Source organism: Solibacillus faecavium (genome assembly GCF_014836905.1).
Lineage (GTDB): Bacteria > Bacillota > Bacilli > Bacillales_A > Planococcaceae > Solibacillus > Solibacillus faecavium.
Map to the genome: position 1 here is coordinate 41,670 of NZ_JACSPZ010000008.1, position 26,855 is coordinate 68,524.

A 26,855-nucleotide genomic window follows, 5' to 3' on the forward strand; every position below is an offset into this window, starting at 1 on the left:
ATGCAAAAAGTAAGCTTTTTTAAGTCAATTCATGTAAAGCTTGTATTAATCTATGTACTTTTAATTATTATTGCGCTCCAAATTATTGGTATTTATTTTTCAAAGCAGCTTGAGACGAATTTGAAATCAAATTTCCAGGATTCCATTCGTCAAAGGATCGAGCTTGTCCACTATAGTATTCGTGAAGAAATGATTAAAGAGCCGGATGATACAACACCCTCAATAGAGGAGAGGTTAAATACAATTTTACAGGAATTTTCTACTGAAGATATTAACAAAATTCATATCGTTAATAGACGTGGACGAATTCTAGCTACTTCTGATAACAATAGTCAGGCACTTATAGGTCAGCGGGCAAATGAAGAAATTATACGAAAAGCGATATCTGCCGAAACGTTATGGGATAATATTTCATTGGATCGAGATACAGGACAACGAGTCTGGATACTTGCAACACCCATTAGCGAATCAGTTGGCCCGAATGGGGAAATTATAGGGGCCATTTATGTCCAATCAAATATTCAAAAAGTATATGAACAATTAAATGAAATTAACCGTATTTTTGCTGCGGGTATTGCGATGTCTCTCGTAATTACCATCATTTTAGGAATACTGGTAGCACGAACGATTACAAGGCCCATTTCCGATATGCGAAAACAGGCGCAAGCGATGTCAAAAGGGAATTACGCTCGAAAAGTGCGAGTATATGGCACAGATGAGATTGGTCAGTTAGCAATTGCTTTTAACCATTTGACTAACCGTCTACAAGAAGCGCAGTCTACGACAGAGGCTGAACGCCGAAAATTGGCAAGCGTTCTTAGTAATATGACAGATGGGGTTATCGCAACAGATCGCAAAGGGAAAATTATATTAATTAATGAGCCTGCTTTGGATCTACTTCATGAAACAAGAGAATCTACGTTAAATCGTCCGATTGCCTCTGTATTGGGATTAGATCAGGAATATAGTTTTGAAGATTTAATTCATATGAAAGATCCAGTGAATCTTGATTTTAGTATGAGTGAAGCGCGGTACATTTTACGAGCTAATTTCTCTGTAATTCAAAAGGAAACGGGCTTTGTAAATGGTTTAATTACCGTACTGCATGATATTACTGAACAAGAGAAAATTGATATGGAACGCAGAGAATTTGTTGCGAACGTATCGCACGAGCTACGGACACCACTTACTACAATGCGCAGTTATTTAGAAGCATTGGCAGAAGGTGCTTGGCGCGATGAAAATATTGCGCCGACGTTTTTAAATGTAACTCAGACAGAAACAGAGCGTATGATTCGTCTAGTAAATGATTTATTACAACTATCTAAAATGGATAGCCAAGAGTATGACTTGAATTTAGGGTTTGTAGAATTCAATAAATTTTTCACTCAAATAATTGATCGCTTTGAAATGTCGAAATCACAAAATGTTGAATTTATTCGTTTGCTTCCAGAGAAAAGCTATTTTGTTGATATTGATACCGATAAGCTCACACAGGTAATTGATAATATTATTTCAAATGCATTAAAGTATTCCCCGGACGGTGGCAATATTCGTTTTGGCTTTACAGTTCATGGTAATATGCTGCGTGTCATGATTTCAGATGATGGAATGGGGATTCCGAAAGAAAATGTGACGAAAATTTTTGATCGCTTCTATCGTGTAGACCGTGCCCGAGCACGTTCTATGGGTGGAACAGGTTTAGGACTTGCAATTGCTCGTGAAATGATTGAAGCACATGGCGGAAAAATTTGGGCAGAAAGTGAGGAAGGTCAAGGTACTACGATATTCTTCACTCTACCATACGAATTAGATGAAGCGGAGGATTGGGAATGAAATATGTTGAACAAGTAAAATCTATTTTGTTAACATTCCTCGTTTTACTTAGTATTATTTTTACGCTTCTTATTTGGAACTATAGGCCCGAATATGGGTTAATAGAAGAAACACAAATTGAGGAAGTTATGGTCGGAGAGCAAAAAGAATTGAAAGATGTATTAAAGCCTTATCGATTACTGTACCGGCAAAATGGCCAATTTTTCGGTACAGTATCACCAAGCGTGTTGAATGAAATTTACAGCTATTTTCCAACATGGCAAACGAATGAGTTGGAATTGATTAATAGCAATGAAAAGCTATCAGATGAAAGAATGAATGAAGTTATAAGAGCAAATAATCGGATCACGATGTTTTTCAATGAGGAGATACCGTTTCAAGTCTTTACCAACCTTTTATCCTTTAACAACGATAAGGATTTACCTGAATCAAGCTTTAATCGTTTAATTTTAGACTGGTCCACTGTAGAAACAAACAATCAATTGGAGCTTCTCTTTTTAAATACAGAAAAGCGCTTATTATTTAGAGGATATACAAATTTAAGAAATACAGATAGATTTTTAGCAGAGGTAGTTAAGCCTGCAGAGGATTATAGTCCTTACGTTGAGGTGGAAAGAGATTCATTACTTTCACTATACGTCTCTCAAAACCCAATACAATCGACACGCTATACGTATTTAGTCGATTATATTAGTGAAAGTTTATTTAAATCAATCGTTTTTACAGATCCCAAGATTGTAAAGCCAAATAAGGAAAGTGAACAATCGGTAAGATATACAGATAATACATCGTTTATGACAGTGGATACAAAGAATCGTATTCTTAATTATGTATACCCACTTGCAGAAAGTATTGCGCCAATTAAATCCTCCAAATTATTAAGCGATAGCTTTAATTATATTAATGATCATGGAGGGTTTACAGCGGATTATCGATTCTCTTCCATGAATATAGGTAAGCATATAGTAGATTATCAACTGTTTTTACACGGATTGCCGATTTATAGTAATATGACGACTTCCCGCATTTCCACAACATGGGGAGAGAATCGTATTTTCCGTTATCGCCGACCATTTTATACTATCGCAACTGCAAATGAAATTAATAGAGAACGAGAACAAAAAGAATTGATTTCTGGTGAGCAGGTAATTGAATACCTTCGAAATACAAAGGAATATTCATTTAAAGATATTGATGAAATCGTTGTTGGTTACCATTTCACGCAAAATGAAGCCTTCGTTTTAGAACCTAGTTGGTTTATCATTTCGAACAATGTGTTTAAACAGATTTCGCCCGAGCGTACAGGGGGGATTACAGATGGATTGGAGTAGAACGAAATCTATTTTTATATGGGTGTTTTTAATCTTAAATCTCTTTTTGTATACGCAATATCTAGAAAGCTATAACGAAGGGCAATTAATGGAAGTTTTAGGAGAAACGACAAAAATTGAAGCACGTTTGAAAGATGATAATATTACGTATATTGCTCTTCCTAATAACAATGAAAATGCAGCTTACTATTCTGGTGAAATCAAAAAATTCTTACCAGAAGAAATACCGTTTTTTCCAAATCAGATAACACAAATTGAAAATGAAAATAAGCTAATCGTTACGATGGAAAAGCCCGTAAAGTTGCAGGAAAGCGGTGGCCGTAATCCATATGTTGAATTTGTTAATGGCCATGTTCATGAAGGAAATGCCTATGTATTATGGGATGTTAATGAGGAAAAAAGAGAGGCGACATTTTTCCAAAAGGTAAATAACTTAACACTGTATTACAATGTGCGCGGTTATGTAAAAATTTATTGGGATGAAGAAAATCGTGTGTATGCGTATGAACAAACTATGCTTGAAAAACACGAGAAAGTAGATAAGCAACAAAATTTATTAACGTCGATACAAGTTTTGCAGATTTTATATGGTAAAAATTTATTAAAACCAGATTCTCAAATTTTAGAGATGAATCTTGGTTATTCCACAAATGTTCAATTAACACAAACACAGGTTTTTGCCCCGACATGGGAAGTGCGTGTGAAGTTAGCTGACGGTACACAAGAAATACATTTTGTAGATGCAGTACAAGGTAATATTGTGGAAATACAAAATGATTTATCCGAAATCGTCGAGCAGACAGAGGATATGGAAGAGTAGGGAGTTTTAACAATGCGATTTAGCGTTTTAGCAAGTGGCAGTACAGGAAACGCGGTCTACGTAGAAAATGATAATCATTCATTTTTAGTCGATGTAGGCTTAAGCGGGAAAAAGATGGAGCAACTGTTTGCTAATATAGATCGTAATATGAAAAATTTATCAGGTATTTTAGTAACGCATGAGCATAGTGATCATATTAAAGGTCTTGGAGTTATTGCACGTAAATATAATATACCAGTATATGCAAATGCAAAAACATGGACGGCAATGGATGGTTTAGTTGGTACAATTCCAACAGATTTATGCTTCGATTTTGATATGGAAACAGTAAAAACATTTGGCAGTCTTGATATTCAATCGTTTGCCGTGTCGCATGATGCCGCGGATCCAATGTTCTATACATTCCATGATAATGGCCGTAAGCTTGTTGTCATTACAGATACGGGCTATGTAAGTGATCGGATGAAAGGATATATCTCAGCAGCAGATGCGTATGTATTTGAAAGTAATCATGATGTGAGTATGCTGCAAATGGGTAAATACCCTTGGAGCATTAAACGACGTATCTTATCTGATGTCGGTCACGTTTCAAATGAAGATGCTGCAGTAGCAATGGCAGATGTCGTAGCAGAAAAGCAGACGCAAATTTATTTAGCCCACTTAAGTAAAGACAATAATATGAAAGATTTAGCTCGTATGAGTGTCGAACAAACGTTGCAGTCTTGCGGAATTATAACGGGGGAGTATTTGCATTTACATGATACAGATGCAAACGAACCTACCAAGCTTGTGATGGTATAAATATGGGTAAAGGGATGTGTTGAAAGTCTATACTTTCAACACATCTTTTTTTTAAGGAGGTTTTAAGTAATTTTCATCTAATTTTAATGTTAAATGTGTATGCTATGAATAAGAAAAGTAATGAAAGGATGAACATCATGGGTTATTTTCCTGAAGATGAAAATGAAAAAAAGGATAGCCAAAACAACCATATTACAGAGCTTGAGGCTCGTTTAAAAAGAGAAGAGGAAGAAAGACAGCTGCGCCTAAAAAACAAAGGTAATAAAAGCGGCAGTAAATTAGGCTACTTTATATCGGGACTGAGCGGTGTTGTTGTAGGTGCTTTATTATTATGGTTACTTTTACCGTCTCTTGCTAATCAGTTGCCAGGTTCAAACGAAATAAACTCTATTTCAAGTGAATCATCAAACTCAACAATTAATCAAACTGCAACGGAAGTAACGACTGATGTTACGAATGCAGTAGAAAAAGTATCGAGCGCTGTAGTAGGGATAACAAATATCCAAAAAGTTGCACCAAATTTCTGGAATCAAAGTACCGGGACTGAACAAGCTGTAGGGAGTGGCTCAGGTATTGTTTATAAAGTAGAAAAGGACTTTGCTTTTATTGTTACGAATCATCACGTAGTAGAAGCTGCAGAACAAATTGAAGTAACGTTGGAAGATGGCGAAAAAGTTGAAGCACAGCTTGTTGGCTCAGATATTTGGACAGACTTAGCAATTATTTCTATTCCGAGTGAAGGAATTGAGACAGTGGCGCAATTTGGTGATTCCGACATATTAAAACAAGGTGAAACAGTTATTGCAATCGGGAACCCATTAGGCTTAGAATTCTATGGGTCGGTAACAACGGGTGTTATTTCAGGGAAGGATCGGTCTGTACCAGTTGATTTAAATGAAGATGGTGTAGAAGATTGGTCGACTGAAGTATTACAAACAGATGCAGCAATTAACCAAGGGAATTCCGGCGGTGCTTTAATTAATATTGCCGGTGATTTAATAGGCATAAATTCGATGAAAATTGCGCAATCTTCTGTAGAAGGTTTAGGTTTTGCTATTCCGATTAATTCGGCAATACCTATTATCGAACAGTTAGAGAAGCATGGAGAAGTTCAACGCCCAACAATGGGTATTTCATTAGTTGATTTGACAGAGGTTCCGGCTTATTACCAGCAGCAGACATTACAATTACCTGAAGAGGTAACGAACGGTGTTGTCATTTCACAAGTTGTGCGCGGATCTGCTGCAGATAAAGCAGGTTTACAGCAATATGACGTCATTGTGGAAATGGATGGACAAAAAATCGAGAATTCGATTCAGCTACGAAAGCATTTATATAATGAGAAGGCAATTGGGGATACATTGCAAATTAAAGTGTACCGTGAAGGAAAAATAGTTGAAGCACAATTGGAATTAGTAGAGAATGCACAATTATAAATTGTGGATAACTAAATATTAGAACTATTTTATACACAATGGGTAGAGAAGAAAAAGGCTTTTCTTTTCTACCCGATTTTTGTTTGTTACAATGGATTGTGGATAACATATAAAAATTGTGAATAAGTTTCTAGAAATTTCAGAAAAGAAAGAAGGATTAAAAATGAAAAAATATAGCTGCGAAACCCATATAGATCACGCTTTAGATATGCTGGTAGCTGAGACAGAACAATTTCCAACGATGGACTTTTTAACAGAAGATGAAAAGTTATCAACAACTTGTTCTTACTGTGAAGAGCAAGCAACATATATAGTATCAAGTAAATAACTTTACACCATATATAGGTTTTAGTTGTGGATATGTGTATAACTTTTGTGGATAACTTGTTTGTAAATGGAATGTAAAGGTGGATAAGTTGTGAATATAACAATCGTTTCAGTAGGTAAACTTAAAGAAAAATATTTGAAATTAGGTATCGAAGAATACGTGAAGCGTTTAGGCGGATATGCAAAGATTGATTTAGTAGAGGTTCCGGACGAAAAGGCACCTGAACAGTTGAGTGAAGCCGATATGGAAATTGTGAAACGTAAAGAAGGTGAGCGCATCCTAGCAAAAATTAATGAGGGTACATATGTTATTGCGCTCGCTTTAGATGGTAAAATGAAAACAAGTGAAGAAATGGCCGCTGATTTAGAATCTCTCATGACATACGGAAAAAGTAAAGTCGCCTTTGTTATTGGCGGTTCATTGGGGCTGCACGCCGATGTATTAAAACGAGCAGACGAAAAGCTGTGTTTTGGAAAAATGACGTTACCTCATCAGTTAATGAAGCTCGTATTAGTAGAACAGATTTATCGTAGTTTTAGAATTATTAAGGGAGAACCGTATCATAAGTAAGTGCGGGATTAACGTGTCCTAATTTAATATTTAAATTACAAATTCAAAAAAGAAGCAAAAACTAAGGCCGATTTTCGTTATATAGAAAATCGGCCTTTATAAATATAAATAATATAAAGCACGGTCATATCATAGATACGTAAATTATATGTATTTCCTTTACTGTCAAAGTTAACTTTCCAATTTTCCTTTTACGAAAATGTTTCTACCATTTCTTTTAGCCGTATAAAGTGCTTTATCGCAGCTTATGTAGACATCTTCTAAGCATGTATCGTTAGATGGAGCAATTGTAATGCCACCCATACTTATTGTATAGTGCACTACTAACTCACCCACAATTAAAGGTTTTATTGACTGATTGATTTGTTTGATTATTTCGGTTGCTTCCTGTTCATTTTTGTCTACTAGAAGGAGAGCAAATTCATCACCACCATAACGACCAAATAAATCATTAGTTTGTAAAAATGGCTTGATGATTGTTGTGAGATTTTGAAGAACTTTATCTCCAATAAGGTGTCCGTATGTGTCATTAATAGATTTAAAATGGTCGACATCAAATAAAACATAAGTTATACTTTCTCTTTTTTTAGCATAGTACCTTAATTTATTTTCTGTTTCGGTGCTAAAGGAACGCCGATTAAGGACACCTGTTAAATCATCAAAATTTGCGAAGTGATATAAATCTCGATCCACTTCTTCTTTCATTAAAAGAATAAAGCCGATTGTCCCTAAATTTGAGAAAATATAAATTGCTAGTACCACGGTCCATTGAAATGTCCCTGGAATATAAAAGCTGGTGGGAACTGACGATATAGCTGTTATTACGGCGCGTATGACAGATGCGAAAGAAACTATTAAATAGAGACTTCCAATTAATTTCATAAGAGCCGTTGCACCTTTTGAGAAAACCATCCGGTACATAAAAAGGTAAATAACAGCATTTACAACTGAATAAAAGATAATGCGTAAAGCCGTCGTATCATTAATAATAATAATTAAATTAAATCCGATTATACTAACAACCATAAAGAAGTAAAGTAAGCGTTTTTCAACATTATGAAGCATATTTTTTAAGGTTAGGAATGCGATGATTTCTAATGTATAAGAAATAAAAAGTAAGGAATTAGAAAAACCTAAAAAGAAACTTTTATAAGCTCCTTCACCATATCCTAAACCTATCCAGGCGATAATTTGAATAAATTTTGCGAGGAGAAAGGAATATTTAATACGTTTTGTTAATTGTTTATGCTCATAGGCGATTATCAATAATAGTGTTATTAAATAGCCTATACTAAGCGTTAGTATGATTATTTGAGATGGGAGAAATAAATTCACTGTTTTATACCTTTATTTGATTTATTTTAAATTGATTGTAGTATAAAGGTGGAAGTGTAGTCTAGCAAGTTCACTTTCCAAATGTCTATGTTGGATTAAATATAACTGCAATTTATAACTACGCTTACATTAGTTACGGTGAAGCGTATTTTTTATGAGAAAAGCTTTAGTCCAAGTTCTAAGTCGAACTGGACTAAAGCTTTTCTTATATGCCTCTGTGCTTTGTCACTTCTTGTGGAGGATTATTATGAATCACTTGGTTAAACTCTTTGGAATACTCTTCACGATGATTAATATCTTTTTTCGGCTTTTTTCTTTTTGTAAAAGTTGTTTTACTTTTCTTAGCCATCAATCGTTCACCTCCATTTTATGAGTCAAAGCTATGCGACAGAGTCAAAATTAATTTGTTCAGAACGGTTAATTTTATTCTTGATTTTTAATGGTTATTAAATTTAAAAAATAACTGTAAATGGATTGGCAGCTTACCAGGTAGCGTTATTTCTTTTTTTAAGTACATATAAGAGGAATTAAGGATAAATAATAATGCGCATTTATCATAATTAAGTGAAGTTTTTAAAAGTACCACCTAAGACGTTGATTTGTCATCGTTTTAGGCGGTTTTTATTTTTTTATAGTTACTTAGATACTTGCCTTAAGTAATCCTTTTCTTTTTTTTGAGCAAATTGTCTAGGAGTTTTTTACTTCATATTCGTTTTATCCGGGTCATTTCCAACATATATTAGAAAACGTTGAGATTATAGGAGGTGTTTAGTTGCTGCTGTTTTTTATTTTATTTACTATTTGCTGCCTTACCTATGCACTAATAAAGAAACGTTTTATTGCACTTACTTTTCCTGTAGTTGCACTAGTTATTTTAATGGTAGTCAAAGTACTGTTGGTTCCGCTTCCTTTAATGGAAACGCTTCAATTCATTTTTGATCTGAGATAAATTTATGAAGAAAGGTGGTCCGAATGAAAAAGATTGATCAAAAAGTTGCTGATGCATATTTCCGTGAGAAAAATAAGTACATGCTAGTTTATTTTGCTATTTGGTTCCTTGTGTCTTATGTCGTGGTAGCGTTTGCAGACTCATTAACTGAAATTCAATTTTTAGGATTCCCATTCCATTATTTTATGGGAGCAATTGGAGCATTGTTTACTTTCATTGTTTTACTGTTTGTAAATGCGATTGTCGGTGACAAAATTGATAAAAAGTATGGAATTGATGATGAACGTAATAAAGAAATAGGCGCAAAAAAAATGATAGATCACTAATGGAAGGGGGCTGAATAATGGATAGTCAATTTTTAGTGTCACTGGTAATTATATTGTGTACATTCGCTTTGTATATTTGGATTGCAGTATTTAATACTGCTAAGCAAACATCTGATTTCTATGTTGCTGGCCGTGGAGTTCCTCCTATTTTTAATGGGATGGCAATCGGAGCAGATTGGATGAGTGCTGCATCCTTTATCGGAATGGCCGGAACGATCATGTTACTTGGCTATGATGGCTTAGCTTATATTATGGGATGGACTGGCGGATATTTATTTTTAACGATATTACTTGCGCCGCAACTCCGTAAATTTGGGCGCTTTACTGTACCTGAATTTATCGGAGACCGTTTTAATAGTAAGGCAGCACTAATAATAGCGGCTATATGTACAATAATAATAAGCTTCACGTATTCCATTGGACAGCTATCAGGTTCTGGTGTAGTAATCGGACGCCTTTTTGAAATAGATGCAAAATTAGGAACAATGATCGGCGTTGTGTTAATTGCCTTTTATGCAGCATTTGGTGGGATGAAAGGTATTACTTGGACACAAGTAGCACAATACATTATTTTAATTATTGCTTACTTAGTACCAGTTATTTTTATGTCATTACAATTAACGAGTAATCCTTTACCTTGGATTTCCTATGGTGAAATTGTAACAAAAATGGGCGAACTTGACCGAGAGCTTGGAATCTCGGAATACTTTGCGCCATTTACAAATGGAACAAAGTGGCAATTTTTAGCGCTCATGTTCACATTAATGTGTGGTACAGCCGGACTTCCCCATGTTATTGTCCGTTTTTATACGGTAGGGACTATGAAGGCAGCGCGTTGGTCAGGTGCATGGGCACTAGTGTTTATCGGACTTTTATATTTTAGTGCACCAGCTTATGCAGCCTTTGCCCGTTTCATTTTAATGACGGAAATCGCTGGTAATAAGATTGCGGAGTTACCGGCCTGGACTCAATCATGGATTGATACAGGAAAACTAGGGATAGTCGATACGAATGGTGATGGCATTCTTCAGTGGCTTGAACTTAAAATCGCTAATGACATTGTCGTAATGGCTACCCCTGAAATCGCAAATCTAGGTGTATTTGTTATTGGATTAGTGGCTGCAGGTGCAATGGCGGCTGCGTTATCTACTGCTGGTGGCTTGATGATCTCAATTTCTTCGTCGTTTGCACATGATATTTATTATCGTATCATCAATCCTCAAGCCTCTGAACAAAAACGTTTACTTGTAGGTCGTATTTCTATTGTCGTTGCAACATTACTAGCTGGAATTATTGCATTAAATCCACCTGGTGCCATTACACAAATTGTCGCATGGGCATTTGCGCTTGCTACCGGCACTTTCTTCCCAGCACTTGTATTGGGCGTCTGGTGGAAACGAGCGAATGCAAAAGGAACTATGGCTGGTATGCTTGTCGGTTTAACTGTGACACTTGTTTACATTTTTAGTGCGAAGTATGGCGGATTTACGATATTAGGAATTATCGATACAGGTGCGGGTGTTTTCGGAGCAATAGCTGCCTTCGCTACTAATATCATTGTGTCACTCTCAACGCGTCCACCTTCACAAGAACTTCAGGATGCGGTTATAAACCTACGTTATCCTGAACAAATGACGTATAAAGACGGTGAAGTTTATTTAAATGACGGCTCAATAAAAGATGTAAATTAAGTGGGGGAATTATTCCACTTACAGAATGACTAAACTAAAAAGATGCCAAAACGTTGTTAAATAGACGTTTTGGCATCTTTTTATTCCTCATTAAAGGATAGGATGGCCTCTACCTTATGGCTGAGAAAACTAGAAGCATCGTATTGTCATGCAAGTGTTCCTTTAATTAAATTACACAATTTACTTAAGTAAGATCCTTTTCTAAAGGAAACAAAAAAGGCAGCATCTCACAAGGAGATGCTGCGGTAGAATTCTTTGTTCCTGAAGAACTCTAATGGGTTTGGCACCCAATAATGCTGATTTCGCAATCTTAAATTACCATTATTCGATGTCAACAAGTATTAGTGTTTTTCTACTTATTCAATATAGCATAGTTATCAGTGAAATCTTAAATAATTATGTATTCTGTGTATAAACTTGAAAACAGTAGTTTGTTTTAATGAAATGTAAGAAATGTTTCTTCTAGAATTTCGATGGTTTATATAGAATAACTTGCCAAATTTTATAATTTCCCCTACTTTAAAAATAGGAGTCTATTAAACATCATAGGGAGGGGGGATGATATGAGTAAAAAAGACGAAGCATTAACACAAATTGAGCGGATATTAAAGGAACTAAAAGAGGGCGAAGAAGAAAGTGCAGCTACTGCCGTTGTTGGACAAAGTAGGAGAAGTACCAATATTTCAGGAGCATTATTGAAGGTGCTATTTAAATTTTGGGGATTAAAATTTATTTTAATAGTATTGCTTCTCGTCGGCCTCGTATCTGGAGGTGCTTGGTTATACTTTGGAAGTACATTTAAAAGCGAAAGTACTGTATTTGTAGAACAAGTCCAAGAATTAGCCACGCTTGCAACGGCTGAAGCCCATGTAACTGTAACTATTGAGGAAGAAGACAATAAGCTGTTCGGAAATAACATTGCAGTTAATTTCCCAGGTACAAAGAGGGAGCTGTTATTAATTGTTCCTGCTACAGTTATTGCAGGAGTAGATCTTAAAGGTATCACTTCAGACGATATAAAGGTGAATGATGATATAAAAGAGTTAGAAATTATCCTACCAAAGGCAACACTTATACATGATCCAGCAATTCAAATGGATGATGTTAAAACTTTCTCTGACGAGGGAATATTCCGTGGGGAAGTAAAATGGAATGAAGGATTTGACTTGGCAGCAATAGCTCAGAAAGATATTAAAGATAAGGCTATTGAAATAGGATTATTACAATCAGCAGAAAAAAGCGCGGAGAAAGTTCTCAAAGGGTTCTTTAGCAACCTAGGCTATACTGTGAAAGTAACGTTTAAATAAAATGGTGATTTTTAAAATCAAAATAACCAGTTTTTCTAACAGTCTAATGATATTCATTAGGCTGTTTTTTATTTTGGAATATAAAAATGTATTTAGCCTAACTTTTCTAATTTTTCTTAAAAAATATTTTAATATAACATTTACTATTCATTTATTTGTAAAGATGTTATATAATCATTTTATTAATTTTCGTAAATAACCAATATAAAACCTAAAAATAAATATTAATAACAATATTTTTCATTAAAATACGAAATTAATTTTATATTTTATTGATAATGTTCGTGTTTTTGGGTTAATAGGATAACGAAGGAGTTTTATTGTGGGAAAGTTTGAAAATAAGTGGATTCGTGCTGTAATTCCAGCTTTGTTGATTCACTGTAGTATCGGTACTGTTTACTGTTGGTCATTGTTCAAGGCAGATATTGCCTCTTACATTGGAAATTCTGTCGGTGAAGTGGAATGGGCATTCAGTATAGCCATTTTTGTTCTGGGAATGTCTGCGGCCTTTGGAGGGAAATTTGTTGAAAAAGATATTCATAAGTCGTCATTGCTTGCGGCCATATTTTTTGTTGTGGGGATGGCAGCAACAGGTTTCTTTATTTATCAAAAGTCGTTACTAGGTATTTATATTTCTTATGGAGTGATTATGGGAATTGGGCTTGGAATCGGGTATTTAACACCAGTAAAAACACTGATGCTTTGGTTTAAAGAGCAAAAAGGTTTAGCGACGGGTCTTGCTGTTGCCGGCTTTGGTTTAGCAAAAGTCATTGCTAGTCCGTTAATGGAAAAGTTACTTGGTGAAAGAAACAATGAAGGAATTTTAGTGAATCCAACAAATATCTATACAATGTTTTACGTTTTGGCTGGAATCTATTTAGTAATGATGGTTATTGGACACTTAATTTTAAAGAAACCATCAGGATTCGAAGAGGAAAGTATACAAATGCAAAGCTTTAGCTATAAAAAAGTATTAACGAATAAAACGTTTATCGGTATTTGGTTGATGTTCTATATTAATATTACATGTGGCTTAGCATTAATTTCACAAGAAAAAGGGATATTAGCATTCATTGGATTTGGAGCAATTGGTTTAGTTAGTTCATTAACAGCTATTTTTAATGCAGGTGGGCGAATTGCATTTTCTGCATGGGGGGATCGTTTAAAAGATCGTAACTCCATCTATAAAATTATATTCATTTCTTCCATTGGCATAATTTTATGTACGGTTGTGTTTGATGGCATTAATAATTCTATGGCAATTCTTATTATTGCTTTACTTTGTATTGTAAATGCAGGTTACGGTGGTGGGTTCTCATCTTTACCACCACTGTTATCCGACCACTTTGGTTTAGACAGTATTTCAACTGTGCATGGCTTAGCTTTATCAGCTTGGGCATTTGCAGGATTGTCAGGGAATCAGTTAAGTGCATTTATTCTGGAAAAGACACAATCCTATGACATGGTATTATACGTAATTATGGCTTTGTTCACGCTTGCGACTTTAATTAGTATTTTCGTTGTGAAGCCTGAAAAAGTAAACTTGGAAAATGATGAGTTTAATAAGAAAGAAGAAATAGTAGTAGGTTTAAGATAAATATAAAAGTAAAAAGAGAAATTGCACTGTGCAATTTCTCTTTTTGTTTAACTAAAATTAATTATAGCTCAGACTCGGTAACTTCATTATTGTGCTTAGGACCATTGCCGTTACCGTTACCGTTACCGTTACCGTTACCGTTACCGTTACCGTTACCGTTACCGTTACCATTACCGTTGCCGTTACCATTGCCGTTACCATTGCCGTTACCGTTACCGTTACCGTTACCATTGCCGTTACCATTGCCGTTGCCGTTGCCGTTGCCGTTACCGTTACCGTTGCCGTTACCGTTGCCATTGCCATTGCCATTGCCATTGCCATTGCCGTTACCATTGCCAGGCTTAACAACAGTAACATCGAATGTCAGTGTATGTTCACCATAAGTTACTGTAACAGATGTAGTACCTTGGCCTTTACCTTTTACAGTACCGGCTTTTACAGTAGCAATCTTGTCATTTTGAACTTTGTAATTCGCTAGCTTTGTAACATCTTTTTCTGTTGTTTCACCGTTTAAAGTAGTTACTTCAGTAATCGTAACGTTTACTTCTTTACCGATGTTCGTTTCAACGTGAGTTTGGTTAATTTCCAGTGTTACGACTGGTACCTCTACAACAGGTGCTGTAACTGTAACATTTACAGTTACTTCGTTTTCACCGTATGCAACAGTAATTGTTGTCGTACCTTCTCCTACTGCAGTTACTAATCCATTGACTACTGTTGCTACATTTTCATCTGCAACAACATAAGTAGCTTTTGAGGTTACATCTTCTTCTGTTGCATCACCTTCAGCAGGTGTTGATGTTTCTGTTACTGCAAGCTGTGCCGTTTCGCCAGCTGTTAAGCTTAGTTCAGTAGGGTTAACAGAAAGTGTTTTTACCGGTTCAACGATTTCATTTTCAAAGATAATCGCTTCGCCAACATTTCCCGCAGCATCATTAATTACCACTGTTACAGCGTTCGTGTCTGCTGTTACCGGGAATGTGAAGCTACCGTCTTGATTTAAGTTGAAAGCAACCGGAGCTTGTACTTCACCATTTACAGTCGCAACATATGAAGCTTTTAATTTATCATTTAAATTGTAATCTAAACCGTATAAATATAACTCTTCATTATAGTCAATATACTTATCTGTTACTTGTCCTGTAATGATACCTTCAGCTACTGTACCTGTAAGTTCCGGTTTAGTTGTTTTCACGACAATTGGTCCAACATAATCCGAAACTACTCCTGTAGCGGCAAGACCTGTGAAATCAATTGTATATAGACCATCTGGAATCGTTGTTGCAGGTGCACTGCCCCATGGCTTATACTGACCGCCAACATTCAGTGTATATGAACCTTTTCCAAGTGAAGTACCTGAATGAAGATAACCAATATACCCATCTCCATATTCTCCGCCTTCCGGATTCATAATATCCCAAAGCTCAATATAGTTCGTTGTTACATCTCCAGTTAATGTGAATGAAAGTACCGCTGAGTCTTTCACACCATCACCGTTAAATGATAAGTCTGTTTCCGTAATTTTAAAATCTTTAATTTCTGTTGTTGCTGCACTACCGAAGTCAGCCGCGAATGGCAATGAAGCTTCTGTAGCGCCACCGTTAATGTGGATAAAACCTAAGATTTCAGAGCCATTTGGTGCCACAGCTTGAGAAGCAGTTAAGGTTATATTTAAAAGCTGCTCACCAGCTAAATTAAATGTCGGCTGATCTACTGTAATCGTTGCATCACCGAAAGTTTTCGTTACATCAACGGAAACATTATAATTACCGCCATTACCTTTAATATCTTTTACTAAAACTTGTTTCGTTACAGAAATATTGCCATCTTTTAGTGATTGAGGACCGAAAGTAACAGTACCTTTCAGATTTTCAACAACAGCACCTGTACCATCTAAAATAGCTTCATCAAGTGCATATGCAAGAATTTCTGGATGAGCCGCTGCATAAGCATTTACACGCCCCGCACCTTGAGAAAACACATCATATTTTGCTTTATCTAAAACTTTTGCTGTATTGGAAAGCGCTACTTTTACATCAAAAGCGCTCCAATTCGGATTTGCTTGCTTCACTAATGCAGCAATACCTGCAATGTGCGGTGTTGCCATAGAAGTTCCTGTTTTACGAGCATAAGCTTCCGTATAATCTGCATCAGGGAAGTCTGCTTTGTACATAGGAATTGTTGACATAATATTTGTTCCAGGCGCCGTTACATCTGGTTTAATGTCAAAGTTTGGAGTAGATGGCCCACGGGAACTTGAAGAGTTTACATCATCTCCAGCTGTCGTTGTGGAAGCAAATTTTCCAAAGCTTACTTTTCCAATTCCGCCAGCTAATGCAGCGCGGATTGCAGCACCATCCGTTACGGACATATCAAATGTTGGAAGGAACTCAAATGAATCACCAAGGAAAGTTCCTGAAATGTCTGGTGCATTCGATCCACCGGCAAAGTTATGAATAATTGTTGCAACGGCACCATTGGCCTTTGCATTTGCAATTTTATCAACGAATGCAATATTGCCTCGAGAAATTAAGGCTACTTTACCTTCTACATCAATTCCTTCAAAATCTTTAACTTCTCCGTTTCCTGGAATCGCAACTAAGTCGAATTCACCTGGAAGCTGTGTTGCTAAATCTTTGCCAAAAGTTGTTCCCATTAATGGAAGCTGTTTTGTTAATTTGTAATCACCAACTGTGATATTAACTTCTCCGTTATACATTTTTTCTGGATTTGTTGTGTTACCAACAGCAATCCCTAAACGAGCAGTTGCTGGTGTTCCCATTGTTCCACGATTTGGACCAGAGTTACCTGTTGCAATGACTCCGATTGTTCCCGCTATCATTGCGTTGTTAATCGCGAATGAACCAGCATCGGTTTCAGAGTTAGCTCCGCCACCAAGTGAAAGATTGATAATATCCATTTCTTCTAAAACGGCAGTTTCGATAGCTTTTACAATACCTGATGTAGAACCACTACCATATGCTCCAAGAACTCGATAAGCATAAAGGTCTATTTTTGGAGCAATTCCTTTGATGCCAAACTCGTTAGCTCCGATTGCTGCAATTGTCCCGGCAACATGTGTACCGTGAGAAGTATAGAATGAACTACCGTTTGCATTAAATTCAGGTGTCCCAGCTGGGCGCTCTGAAGGTAAAGTTTCCGACGCATCGTCATCTGCACGAGGTTTATTGTAAGTTGAAGAGTGAGGAATAAAGTTTTTACCACCTTTATAAATTCCGGCAAATTCCGGGTGATCTGCATCAATACCCGTATCTAGTACTGCTACTTTAACTCCTTGTCCTTCTATACCTTCGTTCCATAGCTGTTCGATGCCAAGGAAGGAATTACTTGTATTCATATAAGCTTCTAATGTTTCTTCCTTAATAAGCTCCGATGATTTCATGTTTTGATCTTCTGATGCATAAACCGTCGCATCAGGCTCAATTAGTGTGATCCCGTCTACTGAAAGCAGTTTCGGAAGATCATTTGCTTTAATAGTTGCTGCGAAACCGTTTAAAACCGTATCAAACGTATACCCTTGAGTCATCTGTACGTTTTTGACAGCTAACTCTTTTTTAACTTTTGCTTGCTGGGCTTTTACATTTGAACGAACTTCATTTGCTCTAGCATTGGAGAATTTTTTGCCTTTAACTTGGCTCATCCCTTGCTCTAGTGCAACAGGCTTTTCAGATAAATGAACAATAACTGCAATATCCTGATTGCCCGATACATTTTGTAAGCTTTCGTGAAGAGTTGGACCATCTTTAGACAAGCTTAGCTGTTCAGCAATAGCCGCCTTTAGTTGAATCGTGCTTTCACTTTGATTATTCTGCTTGAATGATTTTAGTTCTTCAGCATTCACACTCGAGAATGGCAACAATAAAGAAAGCACCATAACGAAGGCTAGAACACTACTAAAGAACTTCGTAAACTTAAACTTACTCAAATCTCATTTCCCCTTCACCTTTAATTTTCATACTTTTCAGTTTAGTATGACATTTCCAATTTATCACAGGGAAACCAATTCGAATATCGAAATTTTTAAATATTCTAAAATATTGATAATTAGTATCAGATATTCAAAAATATGTTAAATCTATCTACCTATAAAATTAATGTGAAACTAGAACTTTTAAAGTATACTCTCTTAAATTACTAAGTCTTATGTAAGCAGAACGAATTGCAATCTTGTTAAATTCACCCTTACCAGTTTATATAAATATAGTTTTAGTTTTTAAAATGAGGCTGGGACATAAGTAGAAATTTCTTTGTGAAAGGGAAATACTCTTATTAAGAATTGATATTATATGAATTGATTGGAGTGAAGGGGCGACTCTTGGGGAAAAGCAAAATTTATTTTGCGACGAGTAACCGCAGGAGCACCGACGCCTGAGACGATCGTGTAAGGCCGTGCCCCCGGAAAGCGTCCCCGTAACGGAAATCAATTCTGGGAGAAGCAGAAAAATATCCATTTTCTCTTTAGGAAAATGGATATTTTTCGTTTTGTCCCAGGCTCATTTAATAGGTAGGATTCTTATTTTATTTTAAGCAATATGTAGCAATCACTTCAGCGCCAGCTTTGGCTGCAACTAATAATGCACGTTCATCAATATCAAACTTTGGATGGTGATTCATATAAGGGACATCTAAATACGTCGGTTGGCAGCCAATATAATAAAAAGTGGACGGCTTTGCAAGTGCATAATAGGCAAAATCCTCAGAGCCTGAAAATAAAGGTGCTTCTTCAATAGAGATGATTTCTTCCTGTTCCGAAGCTTTTAATGTTTTGACGACAAAGCTAGTCAGATCTTCATCGTTTACTAAAGGTGGATAATCCTTTTCATAAGTGAGTGCACAAGTAACACCAAACTGCACTTCTAAACCATTTGCTAAACGCTTAATTTCCTGTTCAATTGTAGTTTGAACATCGTCATTCATATAACGCACATCACCTTCAAGGGTTACGGCATCTTTAATAACGTTAAATGTACCTTTCCCATCAAAGGAGCCGATTGTAACGACACCCATATCATACGGGTTTAACCGTCTACTAATAACTGTTTGTACGGTCGTTACAAAATTTGAGGCTGCAACAATTGCATCATTAGCTAAGTGGGGGGAAGAACCATGCCCTCCAGTCCCATGAACAACCAACTTGAAAAATGAGCGACCGGCCATTGCGGCGCCAGCTCGGTACCCAATGTGACCCACTTTAAATGTTGGGAATAAGTGCGCCCCGACAATGACTTCACAATCATCCAGCAAACCTGAAGCCATCATACTTTTAGCACCACCAGGAGGCTTTTCCTCTGCATGCTGATGAATAATTTTAACTGTTCCTTGCAATTCATCTTTTAATTGGATGAGACAGTCCGCTAAAATGAGCAAATACGCGGTATGTCCATCATGACCGCAAGCATGCATGACACCGGGGTTTTTCGATTTAAACGGTACATCTGTTTCTTCTTCAATTGGCAAAGCATCAAAATCTGCACGGATTCCGATGACAGGACCGGGATGGCGACCTTGAATTTCTACTATGATTCCGTAGCCATTGCCGACATTGCGATGAATTGTTACACCTTTATTTTCATAGAAATCCGCGATATACTGTGCTGTTTGCTGTTCTTCGAAGGATAGCTCCGGGTTTTCATGTAGATGACGACGGATCGCAATCATCTCATCATTCCGTGCTGTCAACATATCCATTAACTGTTGTTTTATCGTCATGATGCTTGTCCACCTGCTTTCATTTTTTCAAGAATAACGGCAAAGATTACTGTTCCTGTAATACAAATAAATGTTTGGAATGATGGTGGAACAGGGCCAAGTGCAGCAAAAATTCCTAACCCAATTGCTCCAATCCCCCAAACAGGTTTTTTTAAGGCAAACTGTGCAAGTACTCCCCCAAATATAGCCGGCAATACAAAGTTGAAGGAGTCGCGAATTGCCTCTGGCAGCGCATTAATTAAGTAAGAACCACCTAATATAACCGCAATAAGCATTGTTGTATTCACAATGGAAGCGGCAGAAATCGCTAACGTTGCTGTTACTTCACCTTTGCGTGTACCTGGCTCTGCTTTCACGATAGTCTGTGCAATAGAAGCGCTCGGTAAGCACATATTACCGATGTTACCTGTTAGAAAAGCTAAATATGTTCCAGATACTCCTAAAATAGGGTAATAGCTAATTGGCTCAACAAACCATACGATGGCTACAACAGCCCCATAACTTAAAAATCCTGTTAAGATGACGGACCAACCAGGATGATACCCTAAACCAAATGATAAATAGAGGGGAACGGCAATCGTACAAATGATGACAGCCCAAATCGTAAGGCGACCCCAGAAATGTGCTTGACTATGAAACGTTGTAAAATTTTCCTCGCTTTTTGAAACTGTAGGTGTTGTATGACGCTCTAAAACAACCATTTTAATCATCTCCTTCATTTAAATTAAGAAATAACCGACGCCCATACCGATTAAAATAACCAATCCTAGCGACCACTCTCGCAGCCAATTTTGATTGAAACGTTGGGCTGCCCACATAATCACCGGCATTATAATTAAAGCAATAAAGAAAATAATCGTTTCATTCATCCCTTTTGCAATTTGACCACCACCAAAATAACCGAAAGCGCCGATCATCGCTGCAGTAGAAACGACACTTAGCCATTTTGCTCGATTACCACCACCGCTCGTTAATTTATTTTGAAGTCGGCCAAGTGATTTTGTGAATAATGCTGTAACAAGCAACCAGCCCATGCCACCTAAACACATTGTCCAAACAGCTGCTGTAAAGGCTTGTGCTGAGAAGCTTTTATCACCTAACTCTTCACCAGCTGCTTCTGCTCCTAGACTTGCTCCCACTGTTTCAATTGGTGCTGATCCAACAATACCGATTCGCATCATTGTCGTAGGTTCACCAATTAAAGTAATTAAAGAAATGGCAACGATAATTATGGCAAACGACGGCCCTAGCGAACTAATTGCACCTGTTCGAATAATTGAAGTTACTTCCTGGTTAGTTAAACCGACTTCTGGGGCAACTCGTTTCGAAATACGTATAAATACAATGGCTTGGAAAATCACGATTATTACAACGATTAATGCCAAAAGCCATAAAATCGGGTGACCCATAATTTCTGATGCTAAGTACATAAAAACCCTCCCTTTTAATTGACTAACAATTCAGTTTTCAATACTATACTTTGTTTTCTTATTGCTAAACAATGTGTAATCCTCTATATTTGAAATTGAAAATATAGAATATTCAATATATTTATAGGGGAGGGGAAATGTCTATGTCAGATGGACAAGAAACAATTTTGCGTCAATTAACACTTTCCAATAAACAGTTATCTATCCTCGTAGAAAGTATTCGTACGATTACTTCTAAGCTTCAAATCGATGAAGTATTACATACAATCATGCGCTATGCACTTAATGTTGTTCCTGAAGCGGATGCAGGCTATTTGATGCTTTTTGATAATCATAAACAATGCCTCATTCCAAAAACTTATATCCATTTCCCGCCATCAATTGAACAATTTCAAACAAAGCCAAATGAAGCCATCACTGGTCGCGTATTTGCGACAGGAATGGGTGAGTTTTTTAACAGTAATGAAGAAATCATGGCTGCTATGTATCATCAAAATGTAAGCCCCCATAATTTACGGACAATTTTAAAGAGTGAACATGTTCCGCAGGCAGCACTTTGTGTACCGATAACTGTTGATGTTAAGCCAATTGGTGTCATGATTATTCACCAACTTCAAAAGAAAAGAGATCTCACACAAGAAGATCTATTATTTTTTCAAGCATTTGCAGATCAGGTAGGGGTAGCAATTCAAAAAGCTCAGTATTATGAAAAGATGATTGAAAAAGTAAAAGAAGCGCATGAATTATCCCTAGCATTAGAGACAAAACATACCCTTCTTAAACAACGCTATGATGTACATGCTTCCTTAAATCAATTGCTTTTACAAAATGAACCAATATCGGTCATTTTAAAAGAGCTACAAAAATTAACCCAACTACCGATTGGCTTTTATGATGCCTCTGATGATGTATTTTTGGAGGACAGCTTCTCTATTCCTTACCACACTAAATCAAAAATAAAGAAACAGTTATTTTTAAAGCTAAAACCTTTTGAGTACAGGCTAAAAAACAAACGAAGCTATATAATTTATCCGCTCTATAATTTAGACATTTGTTTAGGGAGTATGATAATTGAACAGAAAGGAAGCATCTCCTACAAAGATCAACAAACATTGGAGCAGGGGGCAAATATTTTAATACTACAAATATTACGTAACAAAAATGTCCAAGAGCTTCATAACAAACGCATCCATGAAACATTTCAACAATTTATAGATGCACCGAATCAAAAATCAGTTGCCTCTACGGCATATCATCTAGATTTAGATGTCCAAGACTATTACCGTTTATGTATTTTCGAATTTCAACAGAAAGCAAACATGCTGTCAATTGAGCAATCCTTAAAACAGTTTATATCTTTGCTAAAAGAACAATTTTCAAGTGAACGTACATTAATTTTTTATGAAAAAAATAAAATAACTTTTTTAATTGGGAGTCCTTTATCAGCAACACTTACCTCGTTAAATGAAACATTACAGTTGCTTCAAAGAAAGTGGCAAATACAACATAAACCACTTTTTCGGAGTGCAATCAGTAAACAACATAAATCACTTTATAACATTACTGCTTTTTATGAGGAAGCGCTTCAAACATTGCGCTTTTTACGTGTACGCGATGAATGGACGGTTACGAGCTATGAGAAAATAGGTCTTAACCAGTTGATCTTACAAGTTCCACCGCGTGACTTGGCAAATTTCATTCAAGATCAAATCGGTGAGTTACTTGCTCAAGCAAATAAAAATCACCTCTACGAAACATTATTAGCTTATTTCAAATTTAACCGTTCTATTCAGCAAACTGCGCAGCATTTGCATATTCATGCGAATACTCTTTACCAGCGCTTGAATCGTATTGAACAAATTTTAAATATCTCGCTGCAAAAACAGGAGGACACCCTTAAAATACAGCTATCTTGTTACTTGCAGGAGAATTATTTAACGCATAGAAAAAAAGTTACTCAGTGGAATGAAGAGGAGGAGTATTTTTGATAAAAACAGAGGGGCTGCTTCTATCGCAGCATTATGCAATACTTGCATTTGGTTATTGAAATCATTTAGAAAAGTTTGAAATGTCTCCATAAATCGCTACCTTCCTCAATAAAGTATCCTGCAATTTTTACAATATTAATAATTCAGTAAAGATATGCTAACACCTTTAAAAGTAAAATAAATTATTGGTAAGTATGGTTTTAAAATACTATTTAATGTTTTTTATGGAATAATAAATTTGAAATTTCCTAATACTTTATATAGAATGTCCTTATAAAAGAATGCCCGGAATTGAACGGGAGAGGTTCATAGCTTATACCCTCTATAAAAAACTATGGAAACATGACAACTTGCCATGTCCATAAAGGACGTGGCTTTTTCTGTTTTTACATATGTTTTAATAGAATGAATCATAGTGCCTCTCTTGAAATGTGTCGGGAAGATTTTCAGGGAGGAGTTTTTAATACATGACTAATTTTAGAATTGTTGAGAAGCTACAAAAAATTGATGAAGATATCCAGAGCAATCAATTAAAATATCATTCAAAACGTGTTCTCATTAGCAAAGAATTTACGTTTGATGCTGCTCACCATTTACACAACTATGAGGGCAAATGTAAAAACTTACATGGTCATACGTATCGCGCAGTCTTAGGATTGAGTGGTTATACCGATGAACGAGGAATTGTAATTGATTTTGGTGACATCAAGGAGATTTGGAAACAAAAAATAGAGATTTATTTAGATCACCACTATTTAAATGAGACTCTGCCACCGATGAATACGACTGCAGAAAATATTGTTGTCTGGATTTTTGAAAAGTTGAATGAAGCCTTGCTTGATGAACATCGACTTCAAGGGGCACGAGTAGAATTTATTAAGCTATATGAAACTCCAACAAGCTATGCCGAAGCAAGAAGGGAGTGGATGGAAATTGAGTAAAGTACCGGTTTTAGAGATTTTTGGTCCGACGATACAAGGAGAAGGAATGGTGGTTGGTCAGAAGACTATGTTTGTACGCACAGCTGGCTGTGATTATTCTTGTTCCTGGTGTGACTCATCTTTTACATGGGATGGCAGTGGCAAACACCTTATTGTTCAAATGACAGCAGAAGAGATTTGGTCAGAGTTAAAACGCCTTGGGGGAAATGGCTTTTCATTTGTCACAATTTCAGGAGGAAACCCTGCACTTCTGCGCAATCTGGAATCGCTTGTTAAAGTTTTAAAAGAGAATAATATAAAGATTGGCGTTGAGACACAGGGAAGCAAGTGGCAAGATTGGTTGTATGAAGTAGATGAATTAACAATTTCACCTAAGCCCCCTAGTTCCGGCATGAAGACCGACTTTTCTATGCTCTCTTATATTTTGGGAAAGCTTAGAGATAGAAGCAACAATCAGAGTATCTCTCTTAAAATTGTGGTCTTTAATGAAGAAGATTATGCCTATGCTAAACAAGTACACCTTCAATTTCCGAGTACTCCTTTTTATCTTCAGGTTGGAAATGATGATATTACATCTAATAATACATCAGAATTGGTTGAGCATTTATTGGAAAAATACGAACAGTTAATCGATAAAGTAATGATGGATACAGAATTAAAAAATGTGAAGGTATTACCCCAGCTGCATACACTTATCTGGGGAAATAAAAGAGGTGTCTAGCAAAAAAAGAGCTCGATCATACCGAGCTCTTATTGCTATAAATTAATCATAATTAAATGATGATTTTGAGGGTCTTTTCTTTAGCTGCATTTTTTTATGTGTCGTGGCTCTTCTAATATTCCTGTAGTCACGGTTTTTCTTTTTCTTGTTTTTTACTTTCCTCATATTTCTTCATATACTCTTGATATTCTTTCTCTACATCTGAAGTTGCTGGAAGAAAGGGTTCTTTACTTGAATCGATACGTTTCCCATACCTAATCATTTGATAAATAATCATACCGTTATTAGGCTTGCCGTTAAACGTAACCATTGGGACTATATCAAATAGTACATAATAAAAGGCATAAAAAACAAAGCGATCCCAAAATGTTTTGTATTCTTCTGCCCAGCCATTGGCAATTAAAAAGTTGATTGTAAGACCTAAGAAGAGATTAATTAGTATAGGACCTGAATAAATACAAATATAGGAAAACTTGCTTTCATATTTCAACTCATCATACGAAAACCAACTATAAATATGATAGTTTTTACGAATATCGAACATCCCAAGTTTCATAAATCTTGGTCCAGATCCGATTGTTAATCTTGGTTCTTTTACACCAAAAAGCCAACTTACAATTATATAGCCCATTTCCCGAAGAAATACAACAACAGGCAATATAATAAATGCAGAAATGATAAGTGAGATAAGGTCAGATATTCCGAACATAATATTCTATACCCTCCCTATAAATACTTATATGTTGTTACCCCTCACTAATTTTCCAAAACATAAGCAAGCGCTCTCTTTTAATCACTCCTGATTCAACAATCCATAAATAAAAGAAATAATAAATGCATGAAAAAAGAAAAAGAGGGTAGAGATACGTTGTAATCATAATGGAGAGGTGTTGAAGTGTAATGTCTGAAAAATTATTTACTTCTACTGCTACTGCATCAGGGGGTAGAGAAGGGAAAGTACAATCTGAAGATGGAGTAATCCATTTCGATACAGCGATGCCAGGTACACCACGTGCAAAGAAGATTGAAAATGCAACAAATCCGGAACAATTATTTGCCGCTGGGTATGCCGCTTGTTTTGATAGTGCTCTCCAATCAACAGCAAGTAAAGCCCGTATCAAGTTTACCTCTGAAGTGACAGCTAATGTTAGTCTGTTAAAGGACGAACAGGATCAAGGTTTTAAACTTGGCGTTGTTTTACAAGTAAAAGGGACAGGTATTGAGCGTGAAAAATTAGAAGAGCTTGTATATAAAGCACATGAAGTATGTCCTTATTCAAAAGCCACTAGAAAGAATATTGAGGTAACGCTGGAAGTTATTTAAAATTAGTTAGCTATTCTGTTAAAGCTATGCTCAGAATAGCTTTTTTTAATTCTAAAATCCTTTTACTTTTCTTAAAAAAAATTCTCTAAATAATCGGTTCTCCTTACCCTATTACTTAATGATTTTTAAGATCAAATTTACGCTTTTAATAATTTTATGTGAATATTTAGTTTAATGCTGTGTAATTTAGGGAATAGGATAATTGACTCTAAATTTCTGACAAATGTTCCTAATAAATAGAGGAGCGCTTTTTTAGGTGTGGAAAAAACGGTTAAACGTAAAACCATATTCTATTAGAGTACTTGCTAGATAGGGTTAGGATACTTTTGTACAAAAGTAGGAATCAAGCGAAGCTTAAAGAATGGAAATCAGCCTAGCTAAAAACAGTATTCTTA

At 36.1% G+C, this 26,855-nt stretch carries 22 protein-coding genes and 1 riboswitch; of the genes, 15 read left to right on the forward strand and 7 right to left on the reverse strand.

The window, feature by feature from the left end:
- The 7 genes from walK to rlmH all read left to right on the forward strand — a co-directional run bounded on the left by walK (position 1) and on the right by rlmH (position 7,122).
- The gene (walK, locus tag H9635_RS14715; RefSeq protein WP_191701076.1) at positions 1–1,836 is read left to right on the forward strand and encodes a cell wall metabolism sensor histidine kinase WalK; all 1,836 of its coding nucleotides are present in this window, start codon (positions 1–3) and stop codon (positions 1,834–1,836) included.
- The gene (locus H9635_RS14720; RefSeq protein WP_191701077.1) at positions 1,833–3,167 is read left to right on the forward strand and encodes a YycH family regulatory protein; all 1,335 of its coding nucleotides are present in this window, start codon (positions 1,833–1,835) and stop codon (positions 3,165–3,167) included. The genes walK and H9635_RS14720 overlap by 4 nt, the downstream gene beginning before the upstream one ends.
- Positions 3,154–3,987 carry a two-component system regulatory protein YycI gene (locus H9635_RS14725; protein WP_191701078.1) on the forward strand — a complete coding sequence of 278 codons (834 nt, stop codon included), beginning with the start codon at positions 3,154–3,156 and terminating at the stop codon, positions 3,985–3,987. Before H9635_RS14720 ends, H9635_RS14725 begins: the two co-directional genes overlap by 14 nt.
- A 12-nt stretch (positions 3,988–3,999) precedes the next feature.
- The gene (locus tag H9635_RS14730) at positions 4,000–4,788 is read left to right on the forward strand and encodes an MBL fold metallo-hydrolase (protein WP_191701079.1); all 789 of its coding nucleotides are present in this window, start codon (positions 4,000–4,002) and stop codon (positions 4,786–4,788) included.
- A gap of 137 nt (positions 4,789–4,925) precedes the next feature.
- Positions 4,926–6,224, forward strand: a complete 1,299-nt coding sequence (locus tag H9635_RS14735) for a S1C family serine protease (RefSeq protein ID WP_191701080.1) — start codon at positions 4,926–4,928, stop codon at positions 6,222–6,224.
- 163 nt (positions 6,225–6,387) lie between these two features.
- A complete protein-coding gene (locus tag H9635_RS14740) occupies positions 6,388–6,552 on the forward strand; it encodes a CxxH/CxxC protein (protein ID WP_191701185.1) in 165 nt (54 codons plus the stop codon).
- A 90-nt stretch (positions 6,553–6,642) separates the two neighbouring features.
- Entirely contained in the window at positions 6,643–7,122 is a 480-nt protein-coding gene (gene rlmH / locus H9635_RS14745) for a 23S rRNA (pseudouridine(1915)-N(3))-methyltransferase RlmH (RefSeq protein ID WP_191701081.1), read from the forward strand.
- A gap of 171 nt (positions 7,123–7,293) precedes the next feature.
- Here rlmH and H9635_RS14750 read toward each other — a convergent pair whose 3' ends face one another.
- Together H9635_RS14750 and H9635_RS14755 are read right to left on the reverse strand one after the other, a co-directional pair.
- Positions 7,294–8,388 (reverse strand): GGDEF domain-containing protein, encoded by a 1,095-nt coding sequence (locus tag H9635_RS14750; protein WP_191701082.1) that lies wholly within the window; start codon positions 8,386–8,388, stop codon positions 7,294–7,296.
- Between the two features lie 274 nt (positions 8,389–8,662).
- Positions 8,663–8,809 carry a hypothetical protein gene (locus H9635_RS14755; protein WP_191701192.1) on the reverse strand — a complete coding sequence of 49 codons (147 nt, stop codon included), beginning with the start codon at positions 8,807–8,809 and terminating at the stop codon, positions 8,663–8,665.
- Positions 8,810–9,429: 620 nt separating this feature from the next.
- Between H9635_RS14755 and H9635_RS14760 the strand changes: the two genes are divergently transcribed.
- The 4 genes from H9635_RS14760 (at position 9,430) to H9635_RS14775 (ending at position 14,327) form a co-directional block, all read left to right on the forward strand.
- Positions 9,430–9,732, forward strand: a complete 303-nt coding sequence (locus H9635_RS14760; protein ID WP_191701083.1) for a DUF4212 domain-containing protein — start codon at positions 9,430–9,432, stop codon at positions 9,730–9,732.
- Between the two features lie 17 nt (positions 9,733–9,749).
- On the forward strand, positions 9,750–11,423 hold the full coding sequence (locus H9635_RS14765; RefSeq protein ID WP_191701084.1) for a sodium:solute symporter family protein: 1,674 nt from the start codon (positions 9,750–9,752) through the stop codon (positions 11,421–11,423).
- A gap of 563 nt (positions 11,424–11,986) precedes the next feature.
- Positions 11,987–12,730: a DUF4230 domain-containing protein gene (locus tag H9635_RS14770; RefSeq protein WP_191701085.1), complete on the forward strand. Its 744-nt coding sequence runs from the start codon at positions 11,987–11,989 to the stop codon at positions 12,728–12,730.
- 322 nt (positions 12,731–13,052) lie between these two features.
- A complete protein-coding gene (locus H9635_RS14775) occupies positions 13,053–14,327 on the forward strand; it encodes an OFA family MFS transporter (RefSeq protein ID WP_191701086.1) in 1,275 nt (424 codons plus the stop codon).
- Between the two features lie 61 nt (positions 14,328–14,388).
- On the opposite strand, the gene H9635_RS14780 is transcribed toward H9635_RS14775, so the two are convergent.
- From H9635_RS14780 to H9635_RS14795, 4 genes are all read right to left on the reverse strand, one after another.
- A complete protein-coding gene (locus H9635_RS14780; RefSeq protein ID WP_191701087.1) occupies positions 14,389–18,273 on the reverse strand; it encodes a S8 family serine peptidase in 3,885 nt (1,294 codons plus the stop codon).
- Positions 18,274–18,866: 593 nt separating this feature from the next.
- Positions 18,867–20,057, reverse strand: coding sequence for an amidohydrolase (locus tag H9635_RS14785; RefSeq protein ID WP_191701088.1), 1,191 nt, complete (start codon positions 20,055–20,057; stop codon positions 18,867–18,869).
- Positions 20,054–20,776, reverse strand: a complete 723-nt coding sequence (locus tag H9635_RS14790; protein WP_225231329.1) for a small-conductance mechanosensitive channel — start codon at positions 20,774–20,776, stop codon at positions 20,054–20,056. The genes H9635_RS14785 and H9635_RS14790 overlap by 4 nt, the downstream gene beginning before the upstream one ends.
- The gene (locus H9635_RS14795) at positions 20,777–21,487 is read right to left on the reverse strand and encodes a DUF5058 family protein (RefSeq protein ID WP_191701089.1); all 711 of its coding nucleotides are present in this window, start codon (positions 21,485–21,487) and stop codon (positions 20,777–20,779) included.
- Between the two features lie 143 nt (positions 21,488–21,630).
- Here H9635_RS14795 and H9635_RS14800 point away from each other — a divergent pair, with 143 nt between their 5' ends.
- The 3 genes from H9635_RS14800 to queE all read left to right on the forward strand — a co-directional run bounded on the left by H9635_RS14800 (position 21,631) and on the right by queE (position 25,137).
- A complete protein-coding gene (locus H9635_RS14800; RefSeq protein WP_191701090.1) occupies positions 21,631–23,475 on the forward strand; it encodes a helix-turn-helix domain-containing protein in 1,845 nt (614 codons plus the stop codon).
- Positions 23,476–23,770: 295 nt separating this feature from the next.
- A riboswitch (PreQ1 riboswitch) is annotated at positions 23,771–23,817 on the forward strand.
- Positions 23,818–23,942: 125 nt separating this feature from the next.
- Positions 23,943–24,416, forward strand: a complete 474-nt coding sequence (gene queD / locus H9635_RS14805; RefSeq protein WP_191701091.1) for a 6-carboxytetrahydropterin synthase QueD — start codon at positions 23,943–23,945, stop codon at positions 24,414–24,416.
- Positions 24,409–25,137 carry a 7-carboxy-7-deazaguanine synthase QueE gene (queE, locus tag H9635_RS14810; protein WP_191701092.1) on the forward strand — a complete coding sequence of 243 codons (729 nt, stop codon included), beginning with the start codon at positions 24,409–24,411 and terminating at the stop codon, positions 25,135–25,137. The genes queD and queE overlap by 8 nt, the downstream gene beginning before the upstream one ends.
- 127 nt (positions 25,138–25,264) lie before the next feature.
- Here the strand turns inward: queE and H9635_RS14815 are convergent, their stop codons facing one another.
- Positions 25,265–25,846, reverse strand: a complete 582-nt coding sequence (locus tag H9635_RS14815; protein ID WP_191701093.1) for a hypothetical protein — start codon at positions 25,844–25,846, stop codon at positions 25,265–25,267.
- Between the two features lie 191 nt (positions 25,847–26,037).
- Here H9635_RS14815 and H9635_RS14820 point away from each other — a divergent pair, with 191 nt between their 5' ends.
- Positions 26,038–26,460, forward strand: a complete 423-nt coding sequence (locus H9635_RS14820; RefSeq protein ID WP_191701094.1) for an organic hydroperoxide resistance protein — start codon at positions 26,038–26,040, stop codon at positions 26,458–26,460.
- Positions 26,461–26,855 lie beyond the last annotated feature (395 nt).

Coding starts and splice junctions, on each gene's coding strand:
- walK (WP_191701076.1), top strand. CDS start 1: ATGCAAAAAGTAAGCTTTTTTAAGTCAATTCATGTAAAGCTTGTATTA.
- H9635_RS14720 (WP_191701077.1), top strand. CDS start 1,833: ATGAAATATGTTGAACAAGTAAAATCTATTTTGTTAACATTCCTCGTT.
- H9635_RS14725 (WP_191701078.1), top strand. CDS start 3,154: ATGGATTGGAGTAGAACGAAATCTATTTTTATATGGGTGTTTTTAATC.
- H9635_RS14730 (WP_191701079.1), top strand. CDS start 4,000: ATGCGATTTAGCGTTTTAGCAAGTGGCAGTACAGGAAACGCGGTCTAC.
- H9635_RS14735 (WP_191701080.1), top strand. CDS start 4,926: ATGGGTTATTTTCCTGAAGATGAAAATGAAAAAAAGGATAGCCAAAAC.
- H9635_RS14740 (WP_191701185.1), top strand. CDS start 6,388: ATGAAAAAATATAGCTGCGAAACCCATATAGATCACGCTTTAGATATG.
- H9635_RS14760 (WP_191701083.1), top strand. CDS start 9,430: ATGAAAAAGATTGATCAAAAAGTTGCTGATGCATATTTCCGTGAGAAA.
- H9635_RS14765 (WP_191701084.1), top strand. CDS start 9,750: ATGGATAGTCAATTTTTAGTGTCACTGGTAATTATATTGTGTACATTC.
- H9635_RS14770 (WP_191701085.1), top strand. CDS start 11,987: ATGAGTAAAAAAGACGAAGCATTAACACAAATTGAGCGGATATTAAAG.
- H9635_RS14785 (WP_191701088.1), bottom strand. CDS start 20,057: ATGACGATAAAACAACAGTTAATGGATATGTTGACAGCACGGAATGAT.
- H9635_RS14790 (WP_225231329.1), bottom strand. CDS start 20,776: ATGAAGGAGATGATTAAAATGGTTGTTTTAGAGCGTCATACAACACCT.
- H9635_RS14795 (WP_191701089.1), bottom strand. CDS start 21,487: ATGTACTTAGCATCAGAAATTATGGGTCACCCGATTTTATGGCTTTTG.
- H9635_RS14800 (WP_191701090.1), top strand. CDS start 21,631: ATGTCAGATGGACAAGAAACAATTTTGCGTCAATTAACACTTTCCAAT.
- queD (WP_191701091.1), top strand. CDS start 23,943: ATGACTAATTTTAGAATTGTTGAGAAGCTACAAAAAATTGATGAAGAT.
- H9635_RS14815 (WP_191701093.1), bottom strand. CDS start 25,846: ATGTTCGGAATATCTGACCTTATCTCACTTATCATTTCTGCATTTATT.
- H9635_RS14820 (WP_191701094.1), top strand. CDS start 26,038: ATGTCTGAAAAATTATTTACTTCTACTGCTACTGCATCAGGGGGTAGA.